Raw genomic sequence first — 21,449 nt, 5'->3', positions numbered from 1 at the left:
GCCGATTTTCTCGCCCGATCAGCTCAAACCTGGCTTGCCAAGTGATATCGACACAAAGAAAGACGCCGCGCAGGCTTGGTTTGCGCAGTTGCGCGATCAGATCGTCGGCGCGTTCGAGCGCATTGAAGATGAGGCCGATGATAAACCTGGCACCGAGGGATATGAGCCCGGTCGCTTCCGATTGATTCCGCACGAGCGCACAAATCATGACGGCACGCCTGGTGGCGGTGGCACGATGGGGCTGATGAAAGGCCGTATCTTTGAAAAAGTGGGTGTGCACGTCTCAACCGTCCACGGCACATTTGCGCCCGCTTTCCAAAAGCAAATCCCAGGCGCGGAGGAGGATCCAAGGTTTTGGGCGGCCGGCATCTCACTCATCGCCCACATGCGCAACCCGAACATTCCAGCCGTGCATATGAACACCCGCATGGTCGTCACGACACGCCAATGGTTTGGCGGCGGCGCAGACCTGACGCCGGTTCTCGATGCACGGCGCAACCAGACCGACCCAGACACCATTGCCTTCCATGAAGCGATGGAGATGGCGTGCGAAGGCCATGCACAGGCCGATTACCCGGCGCTCAAAGCCTGGTGTGAGGACTATTTCTATCTGCCCCACCGCGACGAACCGCGCGGCATTGGCGGCATTTTCTACGACTATCTGAATTCGGGAAACTGGGATGCCGACTTCACGCTTACCCAGTCGGTTGGGCGCGGCTTTGCCGATATCTATCCCAAGCTTGTTCGCGCCAATTGGGACACGCCCTTCACCGAAGAGCAGCGGCACGAACAGTTGGTCCGGCGCGGGCGCTATGTCGAGTTCAACCTGCTCTACGACCGTGGCACCATCTTCGGTCTGAAAACGGGCGGCAATGTCGACGCCATTTTGTCGTCCATGCCCCCCGAGGTCCGCTGGCCGTGAGTTTCAGCATTCGATTGGCAACGCTAAGCGATGTCCCAGCGCTGGTGCCGCTCTGCCTTGAAATGGAAACGCACTACCAAGGCGATGAGGCCATTGATGAAAGCACGGCACGTCGGCGCCTAACCCATTGTTCGACAAGACCAGCGACAGCGTCATGCTCGTGGCCGTCAAAGACAAGTCACTTGTCGGCCACGCGGTCATTTGCCCCCTGTTTCCAGCTGGCAACCTCGACACTGCATGGTTCTTGAAAGACATTTATGTCGCGAGCGCCGCTCGCGGCGAAGGCATTGGCGAGGCTCTTATCAAGGCTTGCGCTAAGGAAACGCTGCGCCGCAAAGGCGCTCGGTTCGATCTCACCGTGGATGCAGGGAACGATGGCGCGCGAGCGCTGTACGAACGCTTGGGCGCAATCGACACGCGCAAAGCCTATCTGCGCTGGGATGGTGAGGCCTTAGAATCGCTGGCAGAGAGAGCCGGTTAGGATTTCAACACAGCCAGCAGATCGTCGCGGGTCATCGTGAAATCTGAAGCGACCCAGGCGCCCTCCATCACTTTCAGCGCGGCCCCCAGTTGCGGGCCGGCCGGGATGCCCCGCCCCAACAGATCATTGCCGGAGACGGGCAAGTCAGGTTTGGTCCAGGTGTCGGAGAGGTTCCAAAGCCGAGCGACCCGGTCGGCAACGCCATCCGGCAAGGGCTGTTCCGGATCGGCATCGAGCGCCCTGGCAGCCTGCAAAACCAAAACATCGCGCACCGCCCGCCCGCCATGATCGTAAAGGGCAGCGCGCAAGGGTTTCGGGTCATCGAGTTGCAACGTGTCGAGCACCGCATCGGCCTTCATGGCCGACACCAACCGTTCGCGCTCGGCGCCGGATAGCTTCAGCCGCTTGGCCAAATCCTGCACACGGTCCAGCGCCCGCGGCGGCAGCAGCGCCATTAGCCGCAGCAAAGGATTAGCTCGTATGCCAACGGCCTCTTCCAGCCGTATGAACCGGGCGAACCCATCCATATCGCCGCTTTCGGGCAGCACGACCTGATAGACGCCGGTCTGGCGCATCCAAAGCAGCGAGCGGGTGACCTGTGGCGCGGCGAGTATCTTTTTCAGCTCCGCCCAAACCCGTTCAGCCGACAAAGAGGTCAGCCCGGATTTATTGGCGACGATGGCTTTGATCGCCTTGCGATCCGGCGAGCCGTGGCCATACCAGCCGTAAAACCGGAAATAGCGCAGCGTGCGCAGATAATCCTCGCGGATGCGTGTGCCCGCATCACCAATGAAGCGCACCCGCCGCGCTTCCAGATCTTCAAGGCCGCCGACCGGGTCGTGGAGGGCGCCAGCGCGATCGACATAAAGCGCGTTCATCGTGAAGTCGCGCCGGCCGGCATCTTCCGCCAGTTCGCGGCTGAAGGCCACAACGGCCCGCCTGCCGTCAGTTTCAACGTCACGGCGCAGCGTCGTCACTTCTATTGGATGGTGATCGACCACTACGGTCACGGTGCCATGCTCTATGCCCGTCGGCACAGCTTTGAGCCCGGCAGCTTCGCTCCGCGCGGTCACGATTTCCGGCAGCGCCTGCGTGGCGATATCGATGTCGCTGATCGGCTGACCCAGCAGCGCGTTGCGTACGCAGCCACCAACCAGCCAGGCGTCATCGTCGTCTTGCGCGATAGCCTTAAGAACCGGGCGGACGCCTGGTCGCTCTAAAAGGTCGCGAAGCGGCTCACTCATTCAACCGGTTCGACGATCCGGCCCGGCACGATCTCGCCGTTCTCGAACCGTGGTGGCTCATACTGACCTGTCACGTCCCCGGTTTCGAACTGAGCAAAAGCGATCATCGCCACCAGAACCAGCGCTACGCCCGATCCGACAAGCCAGTAAAACGGCATGTCGGAGCGCTTGCCGCGCACCGTTGTCCACAAAAGGTAGAGGGCGAACGGGACAAGAAACAGCGCCAGATTGATGATGGCTATACGCAGCACGCGAAAACTCCATTGGCCGAAGCGTTAAGTGAGGTGAGAGATCAACCGTTCTGACATGTGGTGCACGATACCCGCCGTCAAACCCCAGATGGCATGATTCTCAAATCGGTAGGTATAAAAATAGCGCTCTTTGCCTTCAAACACACGGCTCGTGCGTTCCGCGTTGGTGGGATCGAGCAGGAACGACAACGGCACCTGAAAGATGCTGTCGACCTCCGCCGGGCTCGGCGAAAGCGGCGGCAAGCCATCAAGTGCTCCGACGACTGGATAGACACGGTAGCCGGTGCGCGAGGCATAACTGGGCAAGAACCCTTGCACCTCCACCGCGCCCGGCGACAGCGCGATTTCTTCCTCCGCCTCGCGGAGCGCCGTCTCTTCGGGAACCTCGCCGGGATCCATTCGCCCTCCGGGAAAGGCGATCTGACCGGCATGAGCGCTCAACGTGCTGGTCCGCACCGTCAATGTCACGTCTGGCTCGGCCTTAGCCATATCGATGGCGATCAGTACCGCAGCCGGTTTCAGACCGTTTTTCGGTCGAAAGGTCGCAAAATCAGGGTTGAGAACATGATCGCCGGACGGATCATCGGCCTGCGCATCACTCGAAACGACCGGCTGGTCGTTGGTCAGGGACTCAAACAACGCATTGGCGAGACGATGGCCATCTAGCCCAGCCGGCAGTTCAGGCTGATTGGCGAAAGGTTGTGCCTGGTTCGACAAAAAAGGTTCCTAAGCGAAAAAAGGAGATTGGCTCAATCGGCGGGCAAAACTGGAAAGATCGCTGCGCCGGAACGCAGCACGGGCGTTTGCCCATCCAGATCGACAAAGCGCTCGTCGTTGAGAAGAGCAATGGTCGTGGCCCTATTGAGCAGCGCGTCGATCCGGCCACGGACAAGCACATAAGGCTTCACGCCCTCACTGCCAACTTCCAGCGCGAAACGCACCGGATGATCAGCGCCAACCTCGACCACATCATCCATCGACGTACGCAACACCAATACCTCCCCGTCGAGGCCTTGCTTCGCAGCGTAGTCGACGACGACGAGCGGCGCATCGTCGACCTGGATGGCGAGCTTTTCATGCGGCGTGACAAGATAGGTCACGCCATCCCCATCTTTGCGCAAGAGCGAAGAAAAGAGCTTGGCAAGCCGAGTACGCTGGATCGCCCTGCCTTCATGAAACCAGGTCCCATCGGCGGCAATACGAATGTCGATGGCGCCACAAAGTTCAGGGTTCCAGCGCTCGACAGGCGGCGTGCGCTTGCCCGATCCAGCCGCAAACAAAAGGTTTTCAAACGAGGTGGTGGTCATCCTGTCTTACGCTGGCTCAGCGGTGCTCAATCCCACCATTTGACGTTTCCAAATCCCATAGAGACCCTAGTTTTCACCATATGGTGAGCGCAGAAGCGACCTTTGGACCTTGCGTCTGGCGCACAGATTGCGCAGCCTCCAACCGACCAGCCTTTGAGAATCCTCCGCGAGGGCAGACAAAGGCCAACACGGGCGACGACAAAAAGGCGCCATGAACGGTGCCGATAAGGTGGCGCGTTGCCCAGATTCGATCGTGCGCCAACTTTATTCACCAGAGAATTGCCGCCCTTAGGAGCATCACGTGCAGGATACGCAATTGGAACCCAAAGCCAATGCCGAAACGGCGATCACCGACCGCGCCGAAGCGGTGGCTGGCAGGCTAGCCGCCGCCAAGACAGCCATCGGCAAGACCATTCTTGGCCAGGAGCAAGTGATCGAAAACACTTTGGTCGGCCTGCTCTGTGGCGGCCACGTACTCCTGGTCGGCCTGCCGGGCCTGGCGAAAACCAAACTCGTCGAAACGCTCGGCACGGTGCTCTCGCTTGGCGCCCGCCGGGTGCAATTCACGCCTGACCTGTTGCCGTCCGACATTTTGGGCGCTGAAGTCCTGGAAGAAAGTGCAACCGGATCGCGCGCCTTCCGCTTCATCGAAGGTCCGATCTTTTCGCAGCTTTTGATGGCCGATGAGATCAACCGGGCGAGCCCACGGACCCAGTCGGCTTTGTTGCAGGCGATGCAGGAACACCATGTCACGGTGGCCGGCACCCGCCACGATCTACCGAGCCCGTTTCATGTGCTCGCCACGCAGAACCCGATCGAGCAGGAAGGCACCTATCCGCTGCCGGAAGCGCAGCTTGACCGGTTCCTGCTCGAAATCGAGATCGGCTTTCCCGACCGGGAATCCGAACGCGCCATGCTGCGGCTGACAACGGGAGAAACCGAGACGCCGCCACAGTCCGTCATGGGCCCGGAAGAACTGATCGAAGCGCAAAAACTTGTCCGCGCCATGCCAGTCGGCGAACAGGTTGCCGATGCGATCCTTGATCTCGTGCGCGGCGCGCGTCCCGGCGCGGGCGCGCATCCGGTCGTCGGCGACCATCTCGATTGGGGACCTGGACCACGTGCATCGCAGGCCTTAATGCTGGCAACCCGCGCCCGCGCTTTGCTCGACGGTCGTTTCGCACCGTCCAAGGACGATGTCGCCGCGCTCGCCGAGCCAATTTTGCGCCACCGGATGGCGCTGACCTATGCAGCGCGCGCCGAAGGCGTCACCCGTCGCGATCTGGTTGCCAAACTCGTCGAGGCGCTTTTGTGATCACGCTTCCACGGCGCACCACACAATCCAGCGGCCCCGGCGCTCTAACACCGCTCGATCCGCTCGACTTGGGCACGCGCCCACGCGCGTTGGCCGATGCGATGCCGGACTTGATGGTGGAAGCGAAAAACCTTGCCGCCTCGCTGCTTGCCGGCCTGCACGGCCGCAAGCGCGCCGGCTCCGGCCAGTCCTTCTGGCAGTTTCGCCAGTACGGCTCGGGCGATGCCTCAAGCCGCATCGACTGGCGGCGGTCGGCGCGCGGCGACGCGCTTTTCGTGCGCGAAATGGAGTGGGAAAGCGCCCACACGGTGCGCCTGTCAGTCGACATGTCGTCCTCCATGCGTTTTGCCTCTCCGGACGCTCGCGAACCCAAGCGCGACCGCGCCGTGGTCATGGCGCTGGCCCTGTCGGCCATGCTGACCAAAGGCGGCGAACGGGTCGGGCTGATTGGCGGCGAGCGCCCCAAGACCGGTGATGCCGCACTCAACACCATGGCGCTGGAACTGATCACGCGCGACACAGACAAATCTGGCAAACATCGCTGGTCGGACATGACAGCGGTGAAACCGCGCGAGGATGTGATCATCCTGTCCGATTTTCTCTTCGACGAGACAAGCCGCGACCGACTGGTCGAGCAACTGGTCTCGCGCGGTGCACGCGCGCATCTGGTCCAAATCATCGATCCGGTCGAAGAAGCCTTTCCCTTTAAGGGGCGCATGCGCTTTCAGCCGCTCAGCAAGAACAGTTCCGAAATCACGGCTGGGCGCGCCGAAAGCTGGCGGCAACCCTACCAGGCGCTGTTCCGCGCTTTCACCGACGAGCTGCGGCAAATCGCACGCGCGCGCGGCTGGAGCCACACGGTCACGCACACGGACCGCCCCGCCGCCACGCCTTTACTCAGCGTGCATGAAGCGCTGTCGCGCGCGCGGGATCGCTAAATGAGCGCGGTGAGCTTTCTTGCACCCTTGGCACTGCTCGGCCTGCTCGCGCTGCCGGCGCTTTGGTGGCTGTTGCGCGCGACCCCGCCGCAACCGGCAACAACGCCTTTCCCGCCGCTGCGCCTTCTGGAAAAGCTCACCAACGCTGAAGAAACGCCGGTCAAAACACCTTGGTGGCTGTTGGCCCTTCGCCTTCTGCTTTTGACCTTGCTCATTCTCGCCTTTGCAGGCCCAGTCTGGCGGGCGTCGGACCCGATTGCCCTGCCCGGCGCAAACGACACCCCTCTGCTCATCGTCATGCAGAGCGATTGGGCGACGGCATCCGCTTGGGACGTGCGCCAAGACCAGGCGACCCGCCTCATTGAGGCGGCAAGCGCCGAAGGCCGCCCCGTCGCCATAACAGCCTTCCCGCAACCGTTGGCCCTCACCCCTTTGCCCGGTGACCGGGCTGACGCGCTGGCCATGCTCGCCAATATCGCGCCCCAACCCGTAGCGACCGATTCATCCGCTTTGCGCGCTCATATTGAAACGGTGTTGGCCAATCCCGGTTGGCGTGACGCGTCCCTCGTCTGGCTGACAAATGGTTGGGCACCTGATGATGACACCCAAGCATGGCTAACATCGCTTGCGTCCGAGCGGCCGATTGCCCTGGTGTCCGGCCAGACGCCTGATCTGGCGCTAAGCCTGGATGGGGGCGTTGATGGCCCAGCGGCCATCGTGACTGCGGTCACCACCGAAGAACCTGTCGCTGATCCACGTTCCGTCGCGGCGTTGGACGGTTCTGGCCGCCAATTGGCGCTCGTTGCTTTGACTGACGATGATGGCAACCTTCGCAATCGCGTTGCCTTCGACCTGCCGCTTGATTTGCGCAATGATATTGCTCGCATCGCCATCGTCCCTACGCGCCATACCGGCGAGGTCGTTCTGGTTGATGATCGGCTGGAACGCAGGCGCGTTGGCATTGTCGGCGCCGAGCGGCGCGACGAGGCGCAGCCGCTCCTTTCCGGGACAACCTATGTGGAGCGAGCATTGCGTCCGACCGCCGATGTGGTCGTGCCGCGCTCTGGCGACACCAGTGGTGAAATCGATACCATGATCGCCCAAGGCGTCGACGTCATCGTCCTGGTCGATGTCGCCAGCCTCATACCTTCCACCGTGTCGTTGCTCGAGCCGTGGATCGAGGAGGGCGGCGTGTTGATCCGCTTTGCCTCCACCGGCCTCACCCAATCCAACGATGACCTGATCCCCGTGCCACTGCGCGCGGTCGATCGGCAACTCGGCGGCGCGCTCACCTGGGAGGAACCGCAAAGCATCGCGCCCTTCGCCGCAGGCAGCCCGTTTGCTGGCCTTTTCATCCCGCAGGACGTGGCCATCGAACGCCAAGTGCTCAGCGAACCGGGCGCCGCGCTCGCTGCACGAACTTATGCGGAATTGGCTGACTCCACGCCTTTGGTCACGGGCGAGGCGCGCGGAACAGGTCAACTTGTTCTGTTCCACGTCACCGCCGACACAGGTTGGTCCAACCTGCCCCTCTCGGGCCTCTTTGTGGATATGCTTGGACGATTGGTGGAACTCGCGCCCACACGCTCGGACGCTGGGGCAGGCCTAGCGCCAAGCGACGAAAGCCTGCTCGCCCCGCGCACCACGCTTGATGCCTTCGGAACGCTGGGCAGCCCGCCGCAACATGCGGAGCCTTGGACGGCCAGCACCGGTTCATCCGCGCCATCAGTAACCAACCCACCGGGCTTTTACGGCCCGGCGGCGAGCCCGCGCGCGCTCAACCTGTTTGCCGAACCACCCACACTGACCCTTGCCAATGCTGATCTCGCCGCGCAGCTCGGCGCGGAACCACTGGAAATCGGCGCAGATCAATCGATCTCGTTGCGACCGGCTCTTGTTACGCTGGTCGCCCTGCTCGCCCTTGCGGACGCGGTCATCGTACTTGTCCTGTCGGGCGCGTTGGGTGGCCTTGCTGGTTCACGTCGCGCCGGGACGGCTGCCAGCATTGCTGTCCTGGCCGCTGGGCTCGTGTTTTCTGGCCAGCTCGCGCCAACAAGCGCACTTGCACAATCCAACAGCGCCGAGCAGTCGCAGATCAGTCGGATGATTGCTGCCGCGAACTCCACCCGACTTGCCTATGTGGTGACCGGCGATCGTCAGATCGATCAGCGCTCACGCGAGGGCCTTTCCGGTCTGTCGCGTATCCTCACCCAGCGCACCGCGTTTGAACCTGGCGATCCGATGGCCATAGATCCTGCCGACGATGAGCTTGCCTTCTATCCGCTGATCTACTGGCCGATGCCGGAAACGCCGATCGCTGTCTCCGACCGGCTGATCACACGCATCGACGCCTATATGAACAATGGTGGCACGATCCTCTTCGACACCCGTGATGAAGCCTCCAACTTCGCTACCTCCTCGATCAGCGCGCAAACCGCCAATCTGCGCACGCTCCTGGCGGCGCTGGACATTCCGCCCTTGGAGCCGGTGCCCGACGATCATGTGCTCACCAAAAGCTTTTATCTGCTCGACAGCTTTCCCGGTCGCTACGCCACGGGACCGCTTTGGGTGGAAGCGCTGCCAGACGACCCGGCTAATGTCGATCGCCCAGCGCGCGGCGGTGACGGCGTGAGCCCGATCATGATCACCGGCAATGATATGGCGTCGGCTTGGGCGCTCTCCTCGGATGGACGGCCGCTTTATGCCACCTCACCGCCCAATCGGCTGCAACGCGAGTTCGCCTACCGCACGGGCATCAACATCGGCATGTATGTCATGACCGGCAATTACAAGGCCGATCAGGTCCATATCCCAGCGCTGCTGGAACGGCTTGTCCAATGACCGATTGGACGCTGCTTTTCGATCCGCTGGTTCCGGTCTGGCTGATCATCCTCTTTGGTGTGATCGGCATTGTTCTTGTCGGTTTTGCGCTTTGGCGCGGCCGTCCGGGTGCGTTGCTGCGCGCAGCGGCCATGGCCATCATCGTTCTGACCTTGGCCGATCCGTCGCTGCGCTTGGAAGAACGCGACCGACTGCCAACCATTGTCGCGCTGGTCACCGACGAAAGCGCAAGCCAGTCCATCGAGGATCGCAGCGCTATGGCGCAAGGCGCCGCCGACGCGCTGCGCCCGAAACTGGAAGCGCTGGGCGACATCGATGTGCGCACCATCCGTCTCGGCACCGATGCTGAAAGCGGAACGCGGGCGCTTGGCCCGATCCAGGAAGAACTCGCAGACGTGCCCCAGGATCAGATCGGCGGCATCATCCTGCTCACCGATGGACAGATCGCCGACGCGCCTGCGGACGGCGCCTCAACGCCGCTGATCGAGTCCGGCGCTATTCCTGTCCACACACTGTTGACGGGCCATCCTGACGAGGGCGATCGCCGGATAGAGCTGGAGCAAGTGCCGCGCTTTGCCTTGGTCGATCGCCGCGAGGTGGTGCGGTTCACGGTTGTTGAGGAAGGCGTGCCGCTCTCAGCCAATCCGAACCCCACCGTTAATCTGACGATCCTGCGCAACAACGCCATACTCGCCGAGGCGCCAGTTCCGATCGGCGTGACCGTCGACGTACCGGTGCAGGTGGACCGTGCAGGCGACAATCTGTTTGAAATCCGCATCGAGCCCGCCGACAGCGAGCTGACCGCGCTGAACAATCAGGCGGTGTTTTCCGTCGAAGGCGTTCGCGACACGCTGCGCGTTCTGCTCGTTTCCGGTGAGCCACATGCCGGCGAGCGCACCTGGCGCAATCTTCTCAAATCCGATCCTTCGGTGGACCTGGTCCACTTCACCATTTTGCGTCCACCGGAAAAGCAGGACGGGACTCCGATCAGCGAGCTGTCTTTGATCGCGTTTCCAACCCGCGAGTTGTTCGTCGATCGCATCAATGACTTCGATCTGATCATTCTTGATCGTTACCAACGGCGCAGCGTGCTGCCGCTCGTCTATTTTGAGAACATTGCCGACTATGTCCGCCGTGGCGGCGCGCTTTTGGTGGCGGCCGGCCCAGAGTTTGCCGATACCAGCAGCATTGCTTTCACCGCGTTGGCTGACATCCTGCCAGCCTACCCGACCGGCTCCATTGCCGAGGAGCCCTTTCGGCCAAGGGTCACCGACTTGGGCCGCCGCCACCCAATCACGCGCGGCCTGCCAGGGGACGTTTCTGGCGATGTGGCGGGCGATGGTGATGGTGATCCCAGCTGGAGCCGCTGGTTCCGCCTGATCGAAGCCGAAGCCTCCAACGCCAGCACGATTGCCATGCGCGCGCCGACAACCAGTTCCATGCCCGGCGCGCCCTTGTTGGCGCTTGACCGTGTCGAGGAAGGCCGCATCGCCCTTCTTCTGTCCGATCATGTCTGGCTTTGGGCCCGCAATTTTGAGGGCGGCGGTCCGCATGTTCAGCTACTGCGGCGCATGGCGCATTGGCTGATGCGCGAGCCCGATTTGGAAGACGAAACGCTGACCGCACGTACGCAGGGCCAGCGGATGATCGTTGAGCGGCGCACGCTGGGTGAAACCGTCGATCCGCTGCAAATCACCGCCCCGTCTGGTGCGATCACAACGCTGGTACTCACCGATGAAGGCGACGGGCTGTTTCGCGGCAGTCTTCCCGCCGAAGAGATCGGCCTCTGGCGGATCACCGATGGCACACGCACCACCCTCGCCCATGTCGGTCCGCCCAATCCGGTCGAGCTGCAACAGGTGGTCTCGACCCCAGATCGGCTGCAACCGCTGACTGAGGCAAGCAACGGCTCCATCGCGCGCCTGGCGCAAAGCCAAGGCGAGGAGATGGACGTGCCCCGCCTGCGCCTAGTGGGCGAGGCGGCACGCACGTCCGGCAATGGATGGATCGGCGTGCGCCGCACCGATGCTAGTGTCCTGGTTGGTGCACGGCAGCAGCCGCTCTCACTCGGACTTTGGACCCTGCTGCCGGCACTCGCGCTCTGGGGCGCCGCCTGGTGGCGTGAAGGGCGCTAGTCGGCGGCACCACGCACTGCGCCGCTGGGCGATGATGAATGTTCAGGATTCATCGCAATCAGCAGCCGTGATGGGTCCACCGGACCGGGCGTGGTCATCGTGCCAAATGGCACCGTCTTGAAACCGACCGGCGCGTAATACGGCAAGTCGCCCACCAACAGCACGAAGAGTTCTCCGGCATCGAAAGCCTTGGCAACGGACTTGGCGAGCAACGCTTTGCCGATGCCGAGATCACGCTTGTCGGGAAGCACCGCAAGCGGCCCGAGCAACACGCCACGGACCGCGCCGACCATAATCCGTGACATCGAAACCGCACCAATCAATTGGTCACTCTCCTCCGCAATCAGAGAAAGCGGCAGGAGCGGTGCGGCCGTCTCGCGCAATCGAAACGCCGTGCGGGCAAAACGGCCAGGGCCGAAAACTTCGGCCTGCAACGCCTGCACGCGCGCGTCGTCGCTGGCATACATAGGAGAAATGGTGACATGGCTAGGCGCGGCAAACGCACCGACGTTCAATGGGGAATGGGTCACGAAAACGATACTCAGAAGGAAACAGGCTCAAGCGAGCGGAAAGGCGACAGCACATCGCCATAGGGCGTGCGGTGGGCGCACTATCGTCGCGAGCGTCGTCGCTCTGCCTGGAACCGGATCGTTTTCATGGCGTTGCGCTATCACGGTCAAACGGGTGATGCAATCGCTCAAAAGCGGCGTTGTTCGCCATTCGACAACAGTGCGTGTCACATCGGGTCGCTAGGCAGAACGATGCGCGCGCTCTATGTCCTGTCGCAAGGGTATGACCCGACAGGGATTTATGTCCAAACGAAGCCAATTTGCAAAGGAGCGCCCCATGGGCTTGCTGGTAGATGGTGTCTGGCACGACACCTGGTACGACACGAAAAAATCGGGCGGCAAATTCGTCCGCAAGGCCTCCCAGTTCCGCAACTGGATCACTGCCGATGGCAGCGCCGGGCCGACCGGAAAAGGCGGCTTCAAAGCTGAGGCGGGTCGCTACCATCTCTACGTGTCGCTCGCTTGCCCCTGGGCGCACCGCACACTCATCTTCCGCAAGCTTAAAGGCCTGGAAGACATGATCAGCGTCGATGTGGTCTCACCGCTGATGTACGACAAAGGCTGGGTGTTCGACGCCGATCAGCCCGACGCAACGACAGACCGCTTGTTCGGCTCGGACGTGGCCGCCGATATCTATGTGAAGGCCGATCCCAAATACTCAGGCCGCGTCACGGTGCCGATCCTTTGGGACAAGCAGACGAACACCATCGTTTCCAACGAGTCCTCAGAGATCATTCGCATGTTCAACGAGGCCTTTGACGGCATCGGCGCCACCCCGGGTGATTTCTACCCGCAAGCCCTGCGCGAAGAGATCGATGCCATCAACGAGCGCGTCTATCACGCGGTCAACAACGGCGTTTACAAGTCGGGCTTTGCGACGACGCAAGAAGCTTATGAAGAGGCTGTGACTGAACTATTCACCGTTCTTGATGAGCTGGAAGACCGCCTTGGTGCACGTCGCTATCTCGTTGGCGATCAGATCACTGAGGCCGACTGGCGCCTGTTCACCACGCTGGTGCGGTTCGACCCGGTCTATGTCGGCCACTTCAAGTGCAACATCCGCCGCATCGCCGATTATCCAAACCTGCTTGGCTATTTGCGCGAGCTTTACCAAGTGCCGGGCGTCGCCGAGACCGTGAACATGGATCATATCAAGCGGCACTATTACATGAGCCATGAAACCATCAATCCGACCCGCGTCGTGCCGGTTGGACCAGACCTAGACCTGACGGTTGCCCATGGTCGCGACAGCCTAAAAGCTGCGGCGTAAACCTCAGGCCCAATAGGGATCGACATCCTGCCCGGTTTGCCATTCGGTAAGCCGGGCACGCGTGCCTTTCGTCGTGCCCTCTGGCAAGGCATCAGGCGCGAAAAACCCGATCTCGGCAATTTCAAAGGTCGGCGAAACATCGCGTACCTTCTCAACGGCAGCCGTGTGAAAGACGGCGACATGATCGCCCTTCCATTGACGGGTATTGTAGGCCAAGCCGCGCAAGGTCAGGCCACCGGCGACGCGATAACCAGTTTCCTCTTCCAGTTCGCGTCGCACGGCTTGCTCGGCCGTTTCGCGATAATCCACGCCGCCACCGGGCAAATGCCAGCCCGGCGTGTAGCCGTGGCGAACCAGCAGCACCTGGCCTTCCGCATTGAGCGCAATGATCCGCACGCCAAACGTCATGCCTCGTTGCAGAAGCATGATCCGCACCCAAATCCAGCGCGTCAGCCTGCCGAAAAGGCCCCTAGGCTTGTCCAAGTGTCACCCGCTCGAAAGGCTTTTGTTATGTGTGAAGGAAGCGTTGCCGGCCACATGCGTGCCGCGCATGGCTGCCCCGCTTTGCCATCTGTTGTTGGCAGCGGTCAAACGCGTCATAGCCCCTGTCCCGATGATTATGCCTGCGCGGCCGATGGCAGCGCTTCCCCCCACACCTAGGCTTTGGTGATAGAAATGTTTGCTATGTTTTGGAAGGTTCTTTGGTCCGGCCCTTTGAGTGCCCGCCACTCGTCGATGGACTGGTCGCGCCCCGGCAATTACGCCGCCCGCGATACGATGCCGCTCTAAGCGGAACGCAAAGAACGGCCAGGGCGCTAGCGCCCTGCCGTCTGGCCAAGATCACGGCGCAGCGGTTCGACCACAGCCAGGAACTGCGCCATCACCGCCAGGAACAGGAAGAGCACGCTTTTCAGCTTGGCGCTTTCTTCTGGAATATCCTTCCAGGCCACCGTGTCAGGCACGATGGAATCGATGCCGGTGTGCAACGCGTAGAAGGCAAAGCCGCCCAGAAACACCAAGGCAAACACCCGGCAGCGCAGAATTTCCCGCCCGAACATGGCCGCGATGGCCAGCGCCACAACGCCGTAGCCGATCACGATAACGTCGTTCCAGTTGCGGAACATCTCGGTCGCGCCAACGCTGCTCACCTCAATAACGTGACCGCCGCGTTCGTGTAGCATCAGCTGCTCATCAAGCGCCAGGAACGCGCATCCGGCAGCAAGAACCGGCCAGAACAGCGCACCGCTCTTCCAATCCTCAATCCGCAGGTAGAACACCGCCAAGGCAAGTGCGCTGGCCATGGAGAGGAACACCGTGGAAAGCGCGGTAATCGCGCCATCTTCGCCAAAATGGTAGAGCGGCTCATCGCTGGGCGCTGCAACAATCGAGAGCGCGATGTAGGCAATCACGCCAAGGATCGCCAAACCCGCCAAACCAAAGAAGAAACGCGGCGGCGCGAGCTCTTCGTGTGTTTGAGCGTGGGAAAGGTGAGTATGAACGAAAGACATGGTGCGCGTATCCCTTAGGTGAAACCAGTATTCGGCAGAATTGAACCTAACAACGAGCGTCGGGTCTGGCACGACAAACCTGGTTAAAGGGTTAGCGGCGGCTTTTCATTCCACATTTGGCTGGCCTTTCAGGCCTTGCGCGGCGCGCAGGAATGGCCAATGTGCGCGCGCCATGACCTTCCGCATTGCCCACCTTTCCGATTGCCATCTTGGACCGTTGCCGCCGGTGCACCGGCGCGAGCTTCTGTCCAAGCGCGTGCTCGGCTACCTGAATTGGCAGCGCAATCGCGCCAAGGCCTTTGTCGGCGGAACGACCGAGGCGCTGGTCGCCGACCTCAAGGCCCAGTCGCCCGATCATATTGCCGTCACCGGCGACTTGGTGAACATCGCGCTGGAAGCAGAGTTTGAGAATGCCGGCCGTTTTTTGGCGACCCTCGGTTCGCCGGACATCGTGACTGCGATACCCGGCAATCACGACGCTTATGTTCCTGGCGCCCTGGATCGCTTCAATCTGCATTGCGCGCCATTTTTGGAATCCGACATGCCCGGGCCCCTGCTCTACCCGGTGCTGCGTCAACGCGGGCCGGTGCAGATTATCGGCCTATCGACGGCGACGGCGACCGAGCCATTTCTCGCCACGGGCGCGGTGGATCGAAACCAGCGCACGCGCATGGCAGCGGCGCTTGATGGCTCAAAGGACAAATTTCGGCTGGTCCTTATCCACCACCCGCCGTTTGACAGAGCCGGGCCGTGGCATAAGCGGCTGATCGACGCGAAAAGGGTGCGCGCGATTTGGCAAGATCACGGCGCCGACCTCATCCTGCACGGTCATACCCATTTGCCGACGCGGCGCACTGTCCAGGGCCCGGCCGGACCGATCCCGGTATTCGGCGTATCCTCGGCAGCCCAGAGCATCGGTGGGCACAAACCTGCGGCCAGCTACACACTGTTCGACATTGACGAGAGCGAGCAAGGCTGGAAGGTCTCCGCCACACGACGGGGTTATCCAGCCGATGGCGGACCGATCACCGAACTATCGACCGAAAGCTTTGCCGCCTTGCGGGCCTAGCCAGGAGGGCCCGCCTGAAGCCAAGCGTAGGTGAACAGCGCTGTGGCCGAGCAAACACCGCCAAGCACGAACCACCAGAACCCAACCCAAAACCGTGATTTCTGAGGTGGCGACGCCGCAACCGGTGTCGAAACGGCGGGCGTGGTTGCGGGCGCAGGCGCGGCAGTCGGGCTGGGAGTTCGAGCAACCGGGGACTGAGATGTGGCTCCGGCCAGCCCTTCGCGTTGCACGATCCGTTCGGCGACGTAATCAGCCACGCTGTCGGCCATCGCCTCGCGCTTCGAACTCTCGGCAATCACGTCGGGGCCGTCGCGGTCTTGCCGCACCAGCCGGTAATCCAGCGTCTCAGGGTGCAGATCGACAAAGCTCTGCGCATCGATCGTCAAGCGCTCGCCATTCTGTGCTGGCACAAATGCAAAGCGATCGCCTTCGCCGGCGGGCAACTCGTCGGCCATGGCGCGCAGATCATCGGCCAAAGCTTCCAGGCGCCCGTCACGCGCGGCCATGGCATCACGGGCACGGGCCTGCTCGCGTGCGCGAACCCGTTGTAGCGCATCGGCCAATCGACCGGCGCGGCTCACCATGGGCACAACATTGGAACCATCCTCACTCATGGGACGACCCTAGCAGATCGGCTGTGTAGCGGGCAATCATGCCCTCTTCATCGGTTGGCACGACCAGCACGCGGATCGACGAACCTTCAGCCGCGATGTCGTGCGCATTGGCGGTGTTGGCGTCCTCATCCAAGGCCAGGCCAAGCCATTCAAAACCCGAACACACACGCTCGCGGATCGGCGCGGCGTTCTCACCGATACCACCGGTGAAAACCAGGGCATCCAGACCGCCAAGCACGGCCGTCATACCGCCGATTTCGCGCTGAATGCGGAAGACGAAATAGTCGAGCGCCTCTTTGGCATGGGGATCATCGCTGGCAAGCAACACGCGCATATCATTGGTCAGACCCGACATACCCTTCAGGCCCGACTCCTTGTAGAGCAGCGTTGCAATCGCATCGCCATCCATGCCGTGTTCCTGCATCAGGTAGAGCAGGACACCAGGATCGATTTGCCCGCAGCGCGTGCCCATGGGCAGGCCATCGAGCGGCGAAAACCCCATCGTCGAGCCGACGCTTTGTCCGGCTTTGAGCGCACACATCGACGCGCCATTGCCGAGATGGGCGATGATCACCCGGCCAGCCGTCAGTGCCGGATCAAGCGTGCTCGACACGTAATCATAAGACAGCCCGTGGAAACCATAGCGCCGCACACCCTCAGCATAGAAACGATGTGGCAGCGCGAACGTGTCATTCACAAACGGATGAGTGCGGTGAAACGCAGTATCGAAACAGGCCACCTGCAAGGCCTTTGGAAAGGCCGCTTTCGCCTGCTCAACACCCGCCAAATTGTGTGGCTGATGCAACGGCGCCAAAGGCGAAAGCTTTGCCAGGTCGGCAATTGCATCCTCGGTCAGCACCACAGGCGCAGCGTGATCCATCCCGCCGTGAACCACCCGGTGGCCGACGGCAACAACCTCATCAAAGTCGGACTGCTGCTCACACCAAGTGAGCACCGCAGCAAAGGCGCTCGCCAGGTCGCCGGGCTGGTCCAGCGTCAAGTTCTTGCGCGCTCCGTCGGCGCTGGTGATGGCCACCTCGCCCGGCGCCCCGCCACGGTCGAATGCGCCGGTGTAGCGCCGTTCTGGCGCGTCGTCGGTAAGAGCAAACAGGCTGAACTTGAGGCTCGATGAACCGGCGTTCAGCGTCAGCAACGCGTCGCTCATCGCCCGTTACTCGGTTTCGTTGAAGAGGCGCGCATTGACCGGTTTGCGCGTGCGCAACCAAGCCCCGTAGAGCACCGCGAGCGCACAGGACGCGAGCCGTGCCTTGTCATCATCGGCCCGGCTGGTGAGGATCACCGGCACGCTCGCCCCAACCAAGAGCCCTGCAGCTTCGGCATGCGCCAAAAAGGTCAACTCCTTGGCGAGCATATTGCCCGCTTCAAGGTTGGGCGCGACCAGCACATTGGCGTGCCCGGCCACCAAGCCGCCAATGCCTTTGGTGCGCGCCGCGCCAACATCCACCGCATTGTCCATTGCAAGCGGCCCATCGACGATGCCGCCCTTGATCTGACCGCGATCAGCCATCTTGGAAAGCACCGCCGCATCCAACGTGGACGGAATGGCAGGGTTCACCGTTTCGACGGCGGAGAGAATGCCGACCTTCGGCGTTTCGATCCCGATCGCGAGCGCAATATCGATCGCGTTCTGGACGATATCGACCTTGGTTTTGAGGTCCGGCGTGATGTTGATCGCCGCATCGGTGATGATGATCGGCTGCGGACGACCGGGAACATCCATCACAAACACATGGCTGATCCGCTTGCCGGTGCGCAGCCCGCCATCGGCTTTCACCACATGTTTGAGCAGCCCGTCGGTATGCAGATGACCCTTCATAACCGCGTTCACGCGGCCCTCATGCACCAACGACACCGCGCAGGCCGCAGAGGCTGGCTCATCCTCAATATCGATGAGTTCCAGATCCTCGATTGATACTCCAAGGGTCGCGGCCGCCTGTTCGATGCGCGTTTTCGACCCCACCAAAATGGGCTTGATCAGCCCCTCGTCACGCGCCAACAGCGCACCGCCGAGAGAATTGGGGTCGTCCGGCGCGACGACGGCGACCGGCAGAGGATCCAGGCTCTGCGCCAGTTCCAGCATGGCGTCGAAGTGGCGGTGCTTCTGCACCTGAAGGTCCGGCACCTCGATATCATTGAGATAGACCGGTGCCTCTGGCGCCTGGATTTGCGCTTCGCCTTCCACCAGCACAACGCCATCAGGTCCCTTGACGCGCGTAACCAGTGTCACACGGCGATCCTCGGACAGCTCTGCCACGGTCACTTTGACCGTCAACTCATCCCCAACCCGGGCCCGACCGGAGAAAGTCAGCGTCTGCGACAGGTACAGACTGCCCGGCCCCGGCAGATGATTGCCCAAAACCGAAGAGATGAGCGATGCAAGCCACATGCCTGGCGCGATCGGCGCATCGTCAACGCCGTCGCCGGTTGTATCGGTGGACGGCAAATGGATCGGGTTCAAATTGCCCGAAGCGTGGGCGAAGACGATCAGATCATTGGCCGTGCAAAGCCGCACAACCGAGGCGCTTTGCCCGACGCGCAGTTGATCAAAGGGCGTGTTGGCAAGACTGCCTGAGGTATCGGAGGGGGAGAGATTCATGACGGATTCCGTTTCAACTCCCCGTTCCTAACGCAATCAACGTGACGTCGCCATGTCGGACAAACGCTCAATTCTGGTGTGCGGACACGCCCAAATAGGTCGCCAAGGCAGGATGCGGCGGATCGGTTAGCATCGCTTCGGTGTCGCCAAGCGCTGCGATCCCTCCGTCAGCGACGAAAGCCAGCCGAGAACACAGTCCGCGCAGCTCGGTTGGTGCGTGCGAAACCGTCAACATCGTCAGCCCACGATCTTTCTGCATGGCGCTGAGCAACGTGGTGAAATCAGCACGCATGGACGGGCCGAGCGCCGCAAAAGGTTCATCGAGCAGAAGGATGGGCTTGTCGCGCACCAACGCCCGCGCCAATGCAACCCGTTGGGCTTCCCCGCCGGAAAGGCCGGACGGCCGCCGGTCTTCAAAGCCATCAAGCCCGACCTGACGCAGCGCATCTTTGACCTTTCCCATGGCCGCGCCTGCACGGCGAAAACCAGGCGCGATGCCAAGCCCTACATTGGTGGCCACATCCAGATGATCGAACAAATTGTTGGACTGAAACACCATCGATATGGGGCGGGCCGCGGGCGTACTGGTGCTGTGATCCTGCCCCGCCAAGCGAATGAGCCCGCCATCCAGATCGACAAATCCGGCGATCATTTGCAGCAGCGTTGACTTACCCGCACCGCTGGCACCGATGACGCCAAGGCTCTCGCCTTCGCCGACGTTCAGATCGAAGCGAAACACGCCTTCCTCCGAAAACCGTTTGGTGGCACCGGAAAGCTCGATCATCCCAAAACCCTATGCGTACGCTCAGCAAGCGCGATGAGCACAAAAACGAAAACCCCAAGCAGCAGTGCAACGCCTGCTGCATCATCGGTGCGATAGCTGCCCATCAGGTTGAGGATCAGAACCGGCAGCGTCACCAAATCATAGGCCCCAAACAAAGCGGCCGCTCCCAGATCGCCGACCGAAAGCACCAGCGCGAAAGCAAGCGCAACCGCAAACGGGCGTGCCAAAACCGGCGCATCCACACGGGCAAAACGATGCAGACCTGTCATGCCGAGGCTGGCCGAAAGGGCGCCATAGCGCCGTTCGGAGGCCTGAAAGGCCGGACTCATGATGCGCAGGACAAAGGGCAGCGCCATCAAGGCGTTGACCAAAACAACCAGGCACCCAGCGATGAAGGTCGGCGCCGGCCAACCACGCATCGCCAAAAACCATCCGGCGCCCAGGACAAGCGGCGGCACCGCCAACACCGCCGATCCAACCATGCCATACCCGGTCTCATAGAGGCGCAGCGCCGTGCTTCGGGGCTGAAATCCGCGCTCGCGCGCCACAAGCAGCGCGTAGCTGGCGCCTGTCGCCAAGATTGCCGCGACCGTTGCGATGGCCAAACTGGTTCCGACGGCCGACCAGAGCCGCGCCATGCCGAAAAGCCGCCCCCATTCGGCAATTAACCCACCGACCACAAGAGCCACAAGCGGGAGGACCAAAAAGAGAAGTGCCAAGCCTAAGATTGCACGACCCCAGAGCGGCAAGGGTCTTGCCCGTGCTTCACTGGTCGGCAGCGCCCCAGCTCTATCCTCAGGTGCGCCGCCAAGTCTGGTCAAAAACAGAAGCACGGCGCCGGCCAAGGTCAGCTGAACCATCGTGTAGAGCGCGGCCAGACCCGGATCAAAGTCAAAGCGTAGCGCCTGATAGATCGCAACCTCAAAGGTTGAGGACGATGGTCCGCCACCCAACGTCAGAACGAGCGTGAAGGAGCCAATGCAGAGCATCATGATGAGACCGGCAACGCCCGGCAGATGCGCACGAAGCAAAGGCCATTCGAGACGGAAGAACCGGTTCCAGCCCTCCAATCCAAGCTGATCGGCGAGGCGAAAGGTCGTGGCCGGTTGCCGCTCCAAATGCGTCAGCATCAGGCGTGCGGCCAGCGGCAAGTTGAAGAACACGTGCGCCAGAAGAACGCCCTGCAGGCCAAAAACATCCAGCCGAACGTCGAAGCCGGCCTGTTGCAGCATCCAGGAGACAAGCCCATTGCGGCCCCACACATCCAATAGGCCGAACACCGCGACCAAGGGCGGCAAGGCCAGCGGGAGAGCCAGCAGGCGCACCAACGCCGCCCGCCCAAAAAACCGCTGGTGGCGATGCATCACGACGACCAACGGGAGTGCGCCAAGCACCGAGAGCGTCACCGACAAGGTCGACTGCAGCAAGGTGAAACCAAGCAGCGAGCGCGTGTAGGGACTGGTGAGGCGATCCACCGGAAGGCCGGACCCGCCCGCCATGACGAGCATGACGAGCGCCAGCGCGATGAACGCGCCAAATCCGGCCACAACAATGACCCCTGGCAGGGCGCTGGCGCGCATCGAC

Annotated in this window: 20 protein-coding genes; 8 read left to right on the top strand and 12 right to left on the bottom strand. The window is 61.8% G+C overall.

What is annotated here, in order from left to right; all coding sequences use genetic code 11:
• Positions 1-4 precede the first annotated feature (4 nt).
• On the top strand, positions 5-922 hold the full coding sequence (gene hemF, locus JJ917_01060; protein MBO6697397.1) for an oxygen-dependent coproporphyrinogen oxidase: 918 nt from the start codon (positions 5-7) through the stop codon (positions 920-922).
• 127 nt (positions 923-1,049) lie between these two features.
• Positions 1,050-1,403, top strand: coding sequence for a GNAT family N-acetyltransferase (locus JJ917_01055; GenBank protein ID MBO6697396.1), 354 nt, complete (start codon positions 1,050-1,052; stop codon positions 1,401-1,403).
• Here the strand turns inward: JJ917_01055 and JJ917_01050 are convergent.
• The 4 genes from JJ917_01050 to JJ917_01035 are packed head-to-tail and all read right to left on the bottom strand — an operon-like array spanning position 1,400 to position 4,205.
• Positions 1,400-2,647 (bottom strand): CCA tRNA nucleotidyltransferase, encoded by a 1,248-nt coding sequence (locus tag JJ917_01050; GenBank protein ID MBO6697395.1) that lies wholly within the window; start codon positions 2,645-2,647, stop codon positions 1,400-1,402. The two genes, JJ917_01055 and JJ917_01050, sit on opposite strands and share 4 nt — an antisense overlap.
• On the bottom strand, positions 2,644-2,898 hold the full coding sequence (locus JJ917_01045; GenBank protein ID MBO6697394.1) for a hypothetical protein: 255 nt from the start codon (positions 2,896-2,898) through the stop codon (positions 2,644-2,646). Before JJ917_01045 ends, JJ917_01050 begins: the two co-directional genes overlap by 4 nt.
• A 24-nt stretch (positions 2,899-2,922) precedes the next feature.
• Positions 2,923-3,615 carry a CoA pyrophosphatase gene (locus JJ917_01040; GenBank protein MBO6697393.1) on the bottom strand — a complete coding sequence of 231 codons (693 nt, stop codon included), beginning with the start codon at positions 3,613-3,615 and terminating at the stop codon, positions 2,923-2,925.
• A 32-nt stretch (positions 3,616-3,647) separates the two neighbouring features.
• Positions 3,648-4,205: a DUF1285 domain-containing protein gene (locus JJ917_01035; GenBank protein MBO6697392.1), complete on the bottom strand. Its 558-nt coding sequence runs from the start codon at positions 4,203-4,205 to the stop codon at positions 3,648-3,650.
• 316 nt (positions 4,206-4,521) lie between these two features.
• On the opposite strand from JJ917_01035, the gene JJ917_01030 reads away from it, so the two are divergent.
• The 4 genes from JJ917_01030 to JJ917_01015 are packed head-to-tail and all read left to right on the top strand — an operon-like array spanning position 4,522 to position 11,434.
• On the top strand, positions 4,522-5,520 hold the full coding sequence (locus JJ917_01030; protein ID MBO6697391.1) for a MoxR family ATPase: 999 nt from the start codon (positions 4,522-4,524) through the stop codon (positions 5,518-5,520).
• Positions 5,517-6,458 carry a DUF58 domain-containing protein gene (locus JJ917_01025; GenBank protein MBO6697390.1) on the top strand — a complete coding sequence of 314 codons (942 nt, stop codon included), beginning with the start codon at positions 5,517-5,519 and terminating at the stop codon, positions 6,456-6,458. The genes JJ917_01030 and JJ917_01025 overlap by 4 nt, the downstream gene beginning before the upstream one ends.
• Positions 6,459-9,299 (top strand): DUF4159 domain-containing protein, encoded by a 2,841-nt coding sequence (locus JJ917_01020; GenBank protein MBO6697389.1) that lies wholly within the window; start codon positions 6,459-6,461, stop codon positions 9,297-9,299. It begins immediately after the preceding gene.
• Entirely contained in the window at positions 9,296-11,434 is a 2,139-nt protein-coding gene (locus tag JJ917_01015; protein MBO6697388.1) for a hypothetical protein, read from the top strand. The genes JJ917_01020 and JJ917_01015 overlap by 4 nt, the downstream gene beginning before the upstream one ends.
• Here the strand turns inward: JJ917_01015 and JJ917_01010 are convergent.
• A complete protein-coding gene (locus JJ917_01010) occupies positions 11,431-11,901 on the bottom strand; it encodes an N-acetyltransferase (protein ID MBO6697387.1) in 471 nt (156 codons plus the stop codon). The genes JJ917_01015 and JJ917_01010 overlap by 4 nt on opposite strands.
• A 379-nt stretch (positions 11,902-12,280) precedes the next feature.
• Between JJ917_01010 and JJ917_01005 the strand changes: the two genes are divergently transcribed.
• The gene (locus tag JJ917_01005) at positions 12,281-13,273 is read left to right on the top strand and encodes a glutathione S-transferase family protein (GenBank protein ID MBO6697386.1); all 993 of its coding nucleotides are present in this window, start codon (positions 12,281-12,283) and stop codon (positions 13,271-13,273) included.
• A gap of 3 nt (positions 13,274-13,276) precedes the next feature.
• Here JJ917_01005 and JJ917_01000 read toward each other — a convergent pair whose 3' ends face one another.
• Both JJ917_01000 and JJ917_00995 read right to left on the bottom strand, forming a co-directional pair.
• Positions 13,277-13,699, bottom strand: coding sequence for an NUDIX domain-containing protein (locus tag JJ917_01000; GenBank protein MBO6697385.1), 423 nt, complete (start codon positions 13,697-13,699; stop codon positions 13,277-13,279).
• A 389-nt stretch (positions 13,700-14,088) separates the two neighbouring features.
• A complete protein-coding gene (locus tag JJ917_00995) occupies positions 14,089-14,781 on the bottom strand; it encodes a hypothetical protein (protein MBO6697384.1) in 693 nt (230 codons plus the stop codon).
• Positions 14,782-14,953: 172 nt separating this feature from the next.
• Here JJ917_00995 and JJ917_00990 point away from each other — a divergent pair, with 172 nt between their 5' ends.
• Positions 14,954-15,850: a metallophosphoesterase gene (locus JJ917_00990; protein MBO6697383.1), complete on the top strand. Its 897-nt coding sequence runs from the start codon at positions 14,954-14,956 to the stop codon at positions 15,848-15,850.
• On the opposite strand, the gene JJ917_00985 is transcribed toward JJ917_00990, so the two are convergent.
• The 5 genes from JJ917_00985 to JJ917_00965 form a co-directional block, all read right to left on the bottom strand.
• On the bottom strand, positions 15,847-16,464 hold the full coding sequence (locus tag JJ917_00985; protein ID MBO6697382.1) for a hypothetical protein: 618 nt from the start codon (positions 16,462-16,464) through the stop codon (positions 15,847-15,849). The two genes, JJ917_00990 and JJ917_00985, sit on opposite strands and share 4 nt — an antisense overlap.
• Positions 16,457-17,629, bottom strand: coding sequence for an acetate/propionate family kinase (locus JJ917_00980; protein MBO6697381.1), 1,173 nt, complete (start codon positions 17,627-17,629; stop codon positions 16,457-16,459). The genes JJ917_00985 and JJ917_00980 overlap by 8 nt, the downstream gene beginning before the upstream one ends.
• A gap of 6 nt (positions 17,630-17,635) precedes the next feature.
• Positions 17,636-19,081 carry a bifunctional enoyl-CoA hydratase/phosphate acetyltransferase gene (locus tag JJ917_00975; protein ID MBO6697380.1) on the bottom strand — a complete coding sequence of 482 codons (1,446 nt, stop codon included), beginning with the start codon at positions 19,079-19,081 and terminating at the stop codon, positions 17,636-17,638.
• A 67-nt stretch (positions 19,082-19,148) separates the two neighbouring features.
• Positions 19,149-19,865 carry an ATP-binding cassette domain-containing protein gene (locus tag JJ917_00970; protein MBO6697379.1) on the bottom strand — a complete coding sequence of 239 codons (717 nt, stop codon included), beginning with the start codon at positions 19,863-19,865 and terminating at the stop codon, positions 19,149-19,151.
• The gene (locus tag JJ917_00965; GenBank protein MBO6697378.1) at positions 19,862-21,445 is read right to left on the bottom strand and encodes an ABC transporter permease subunit; all 1,584 of its coding nucleotides are present in this window, start codon (positions 21,443-21,445) and stop codon (positions 19,862-19,864) included. The genes JJ917_00970 and JJ917_00965 overlap by 4 nt, the downstream gene beginning before the upstream one ends.
• Positions 21,446-21,449: the final 4 nt, after the last annotated feature.

This window comes from Hyphomicrobiales bacterium (assembly GCA_017642935.1).
Classification (GTDB): Bacteria; Pseudomonadota; Alphaproteobacteria; order Rhizobiales; family MH13; genus MH13.
The sequence above is the reverse complement of the archived record's forward strand: the minus strand, read 5'-3'. Positions and strand labels throughout refer to the sequence as shown.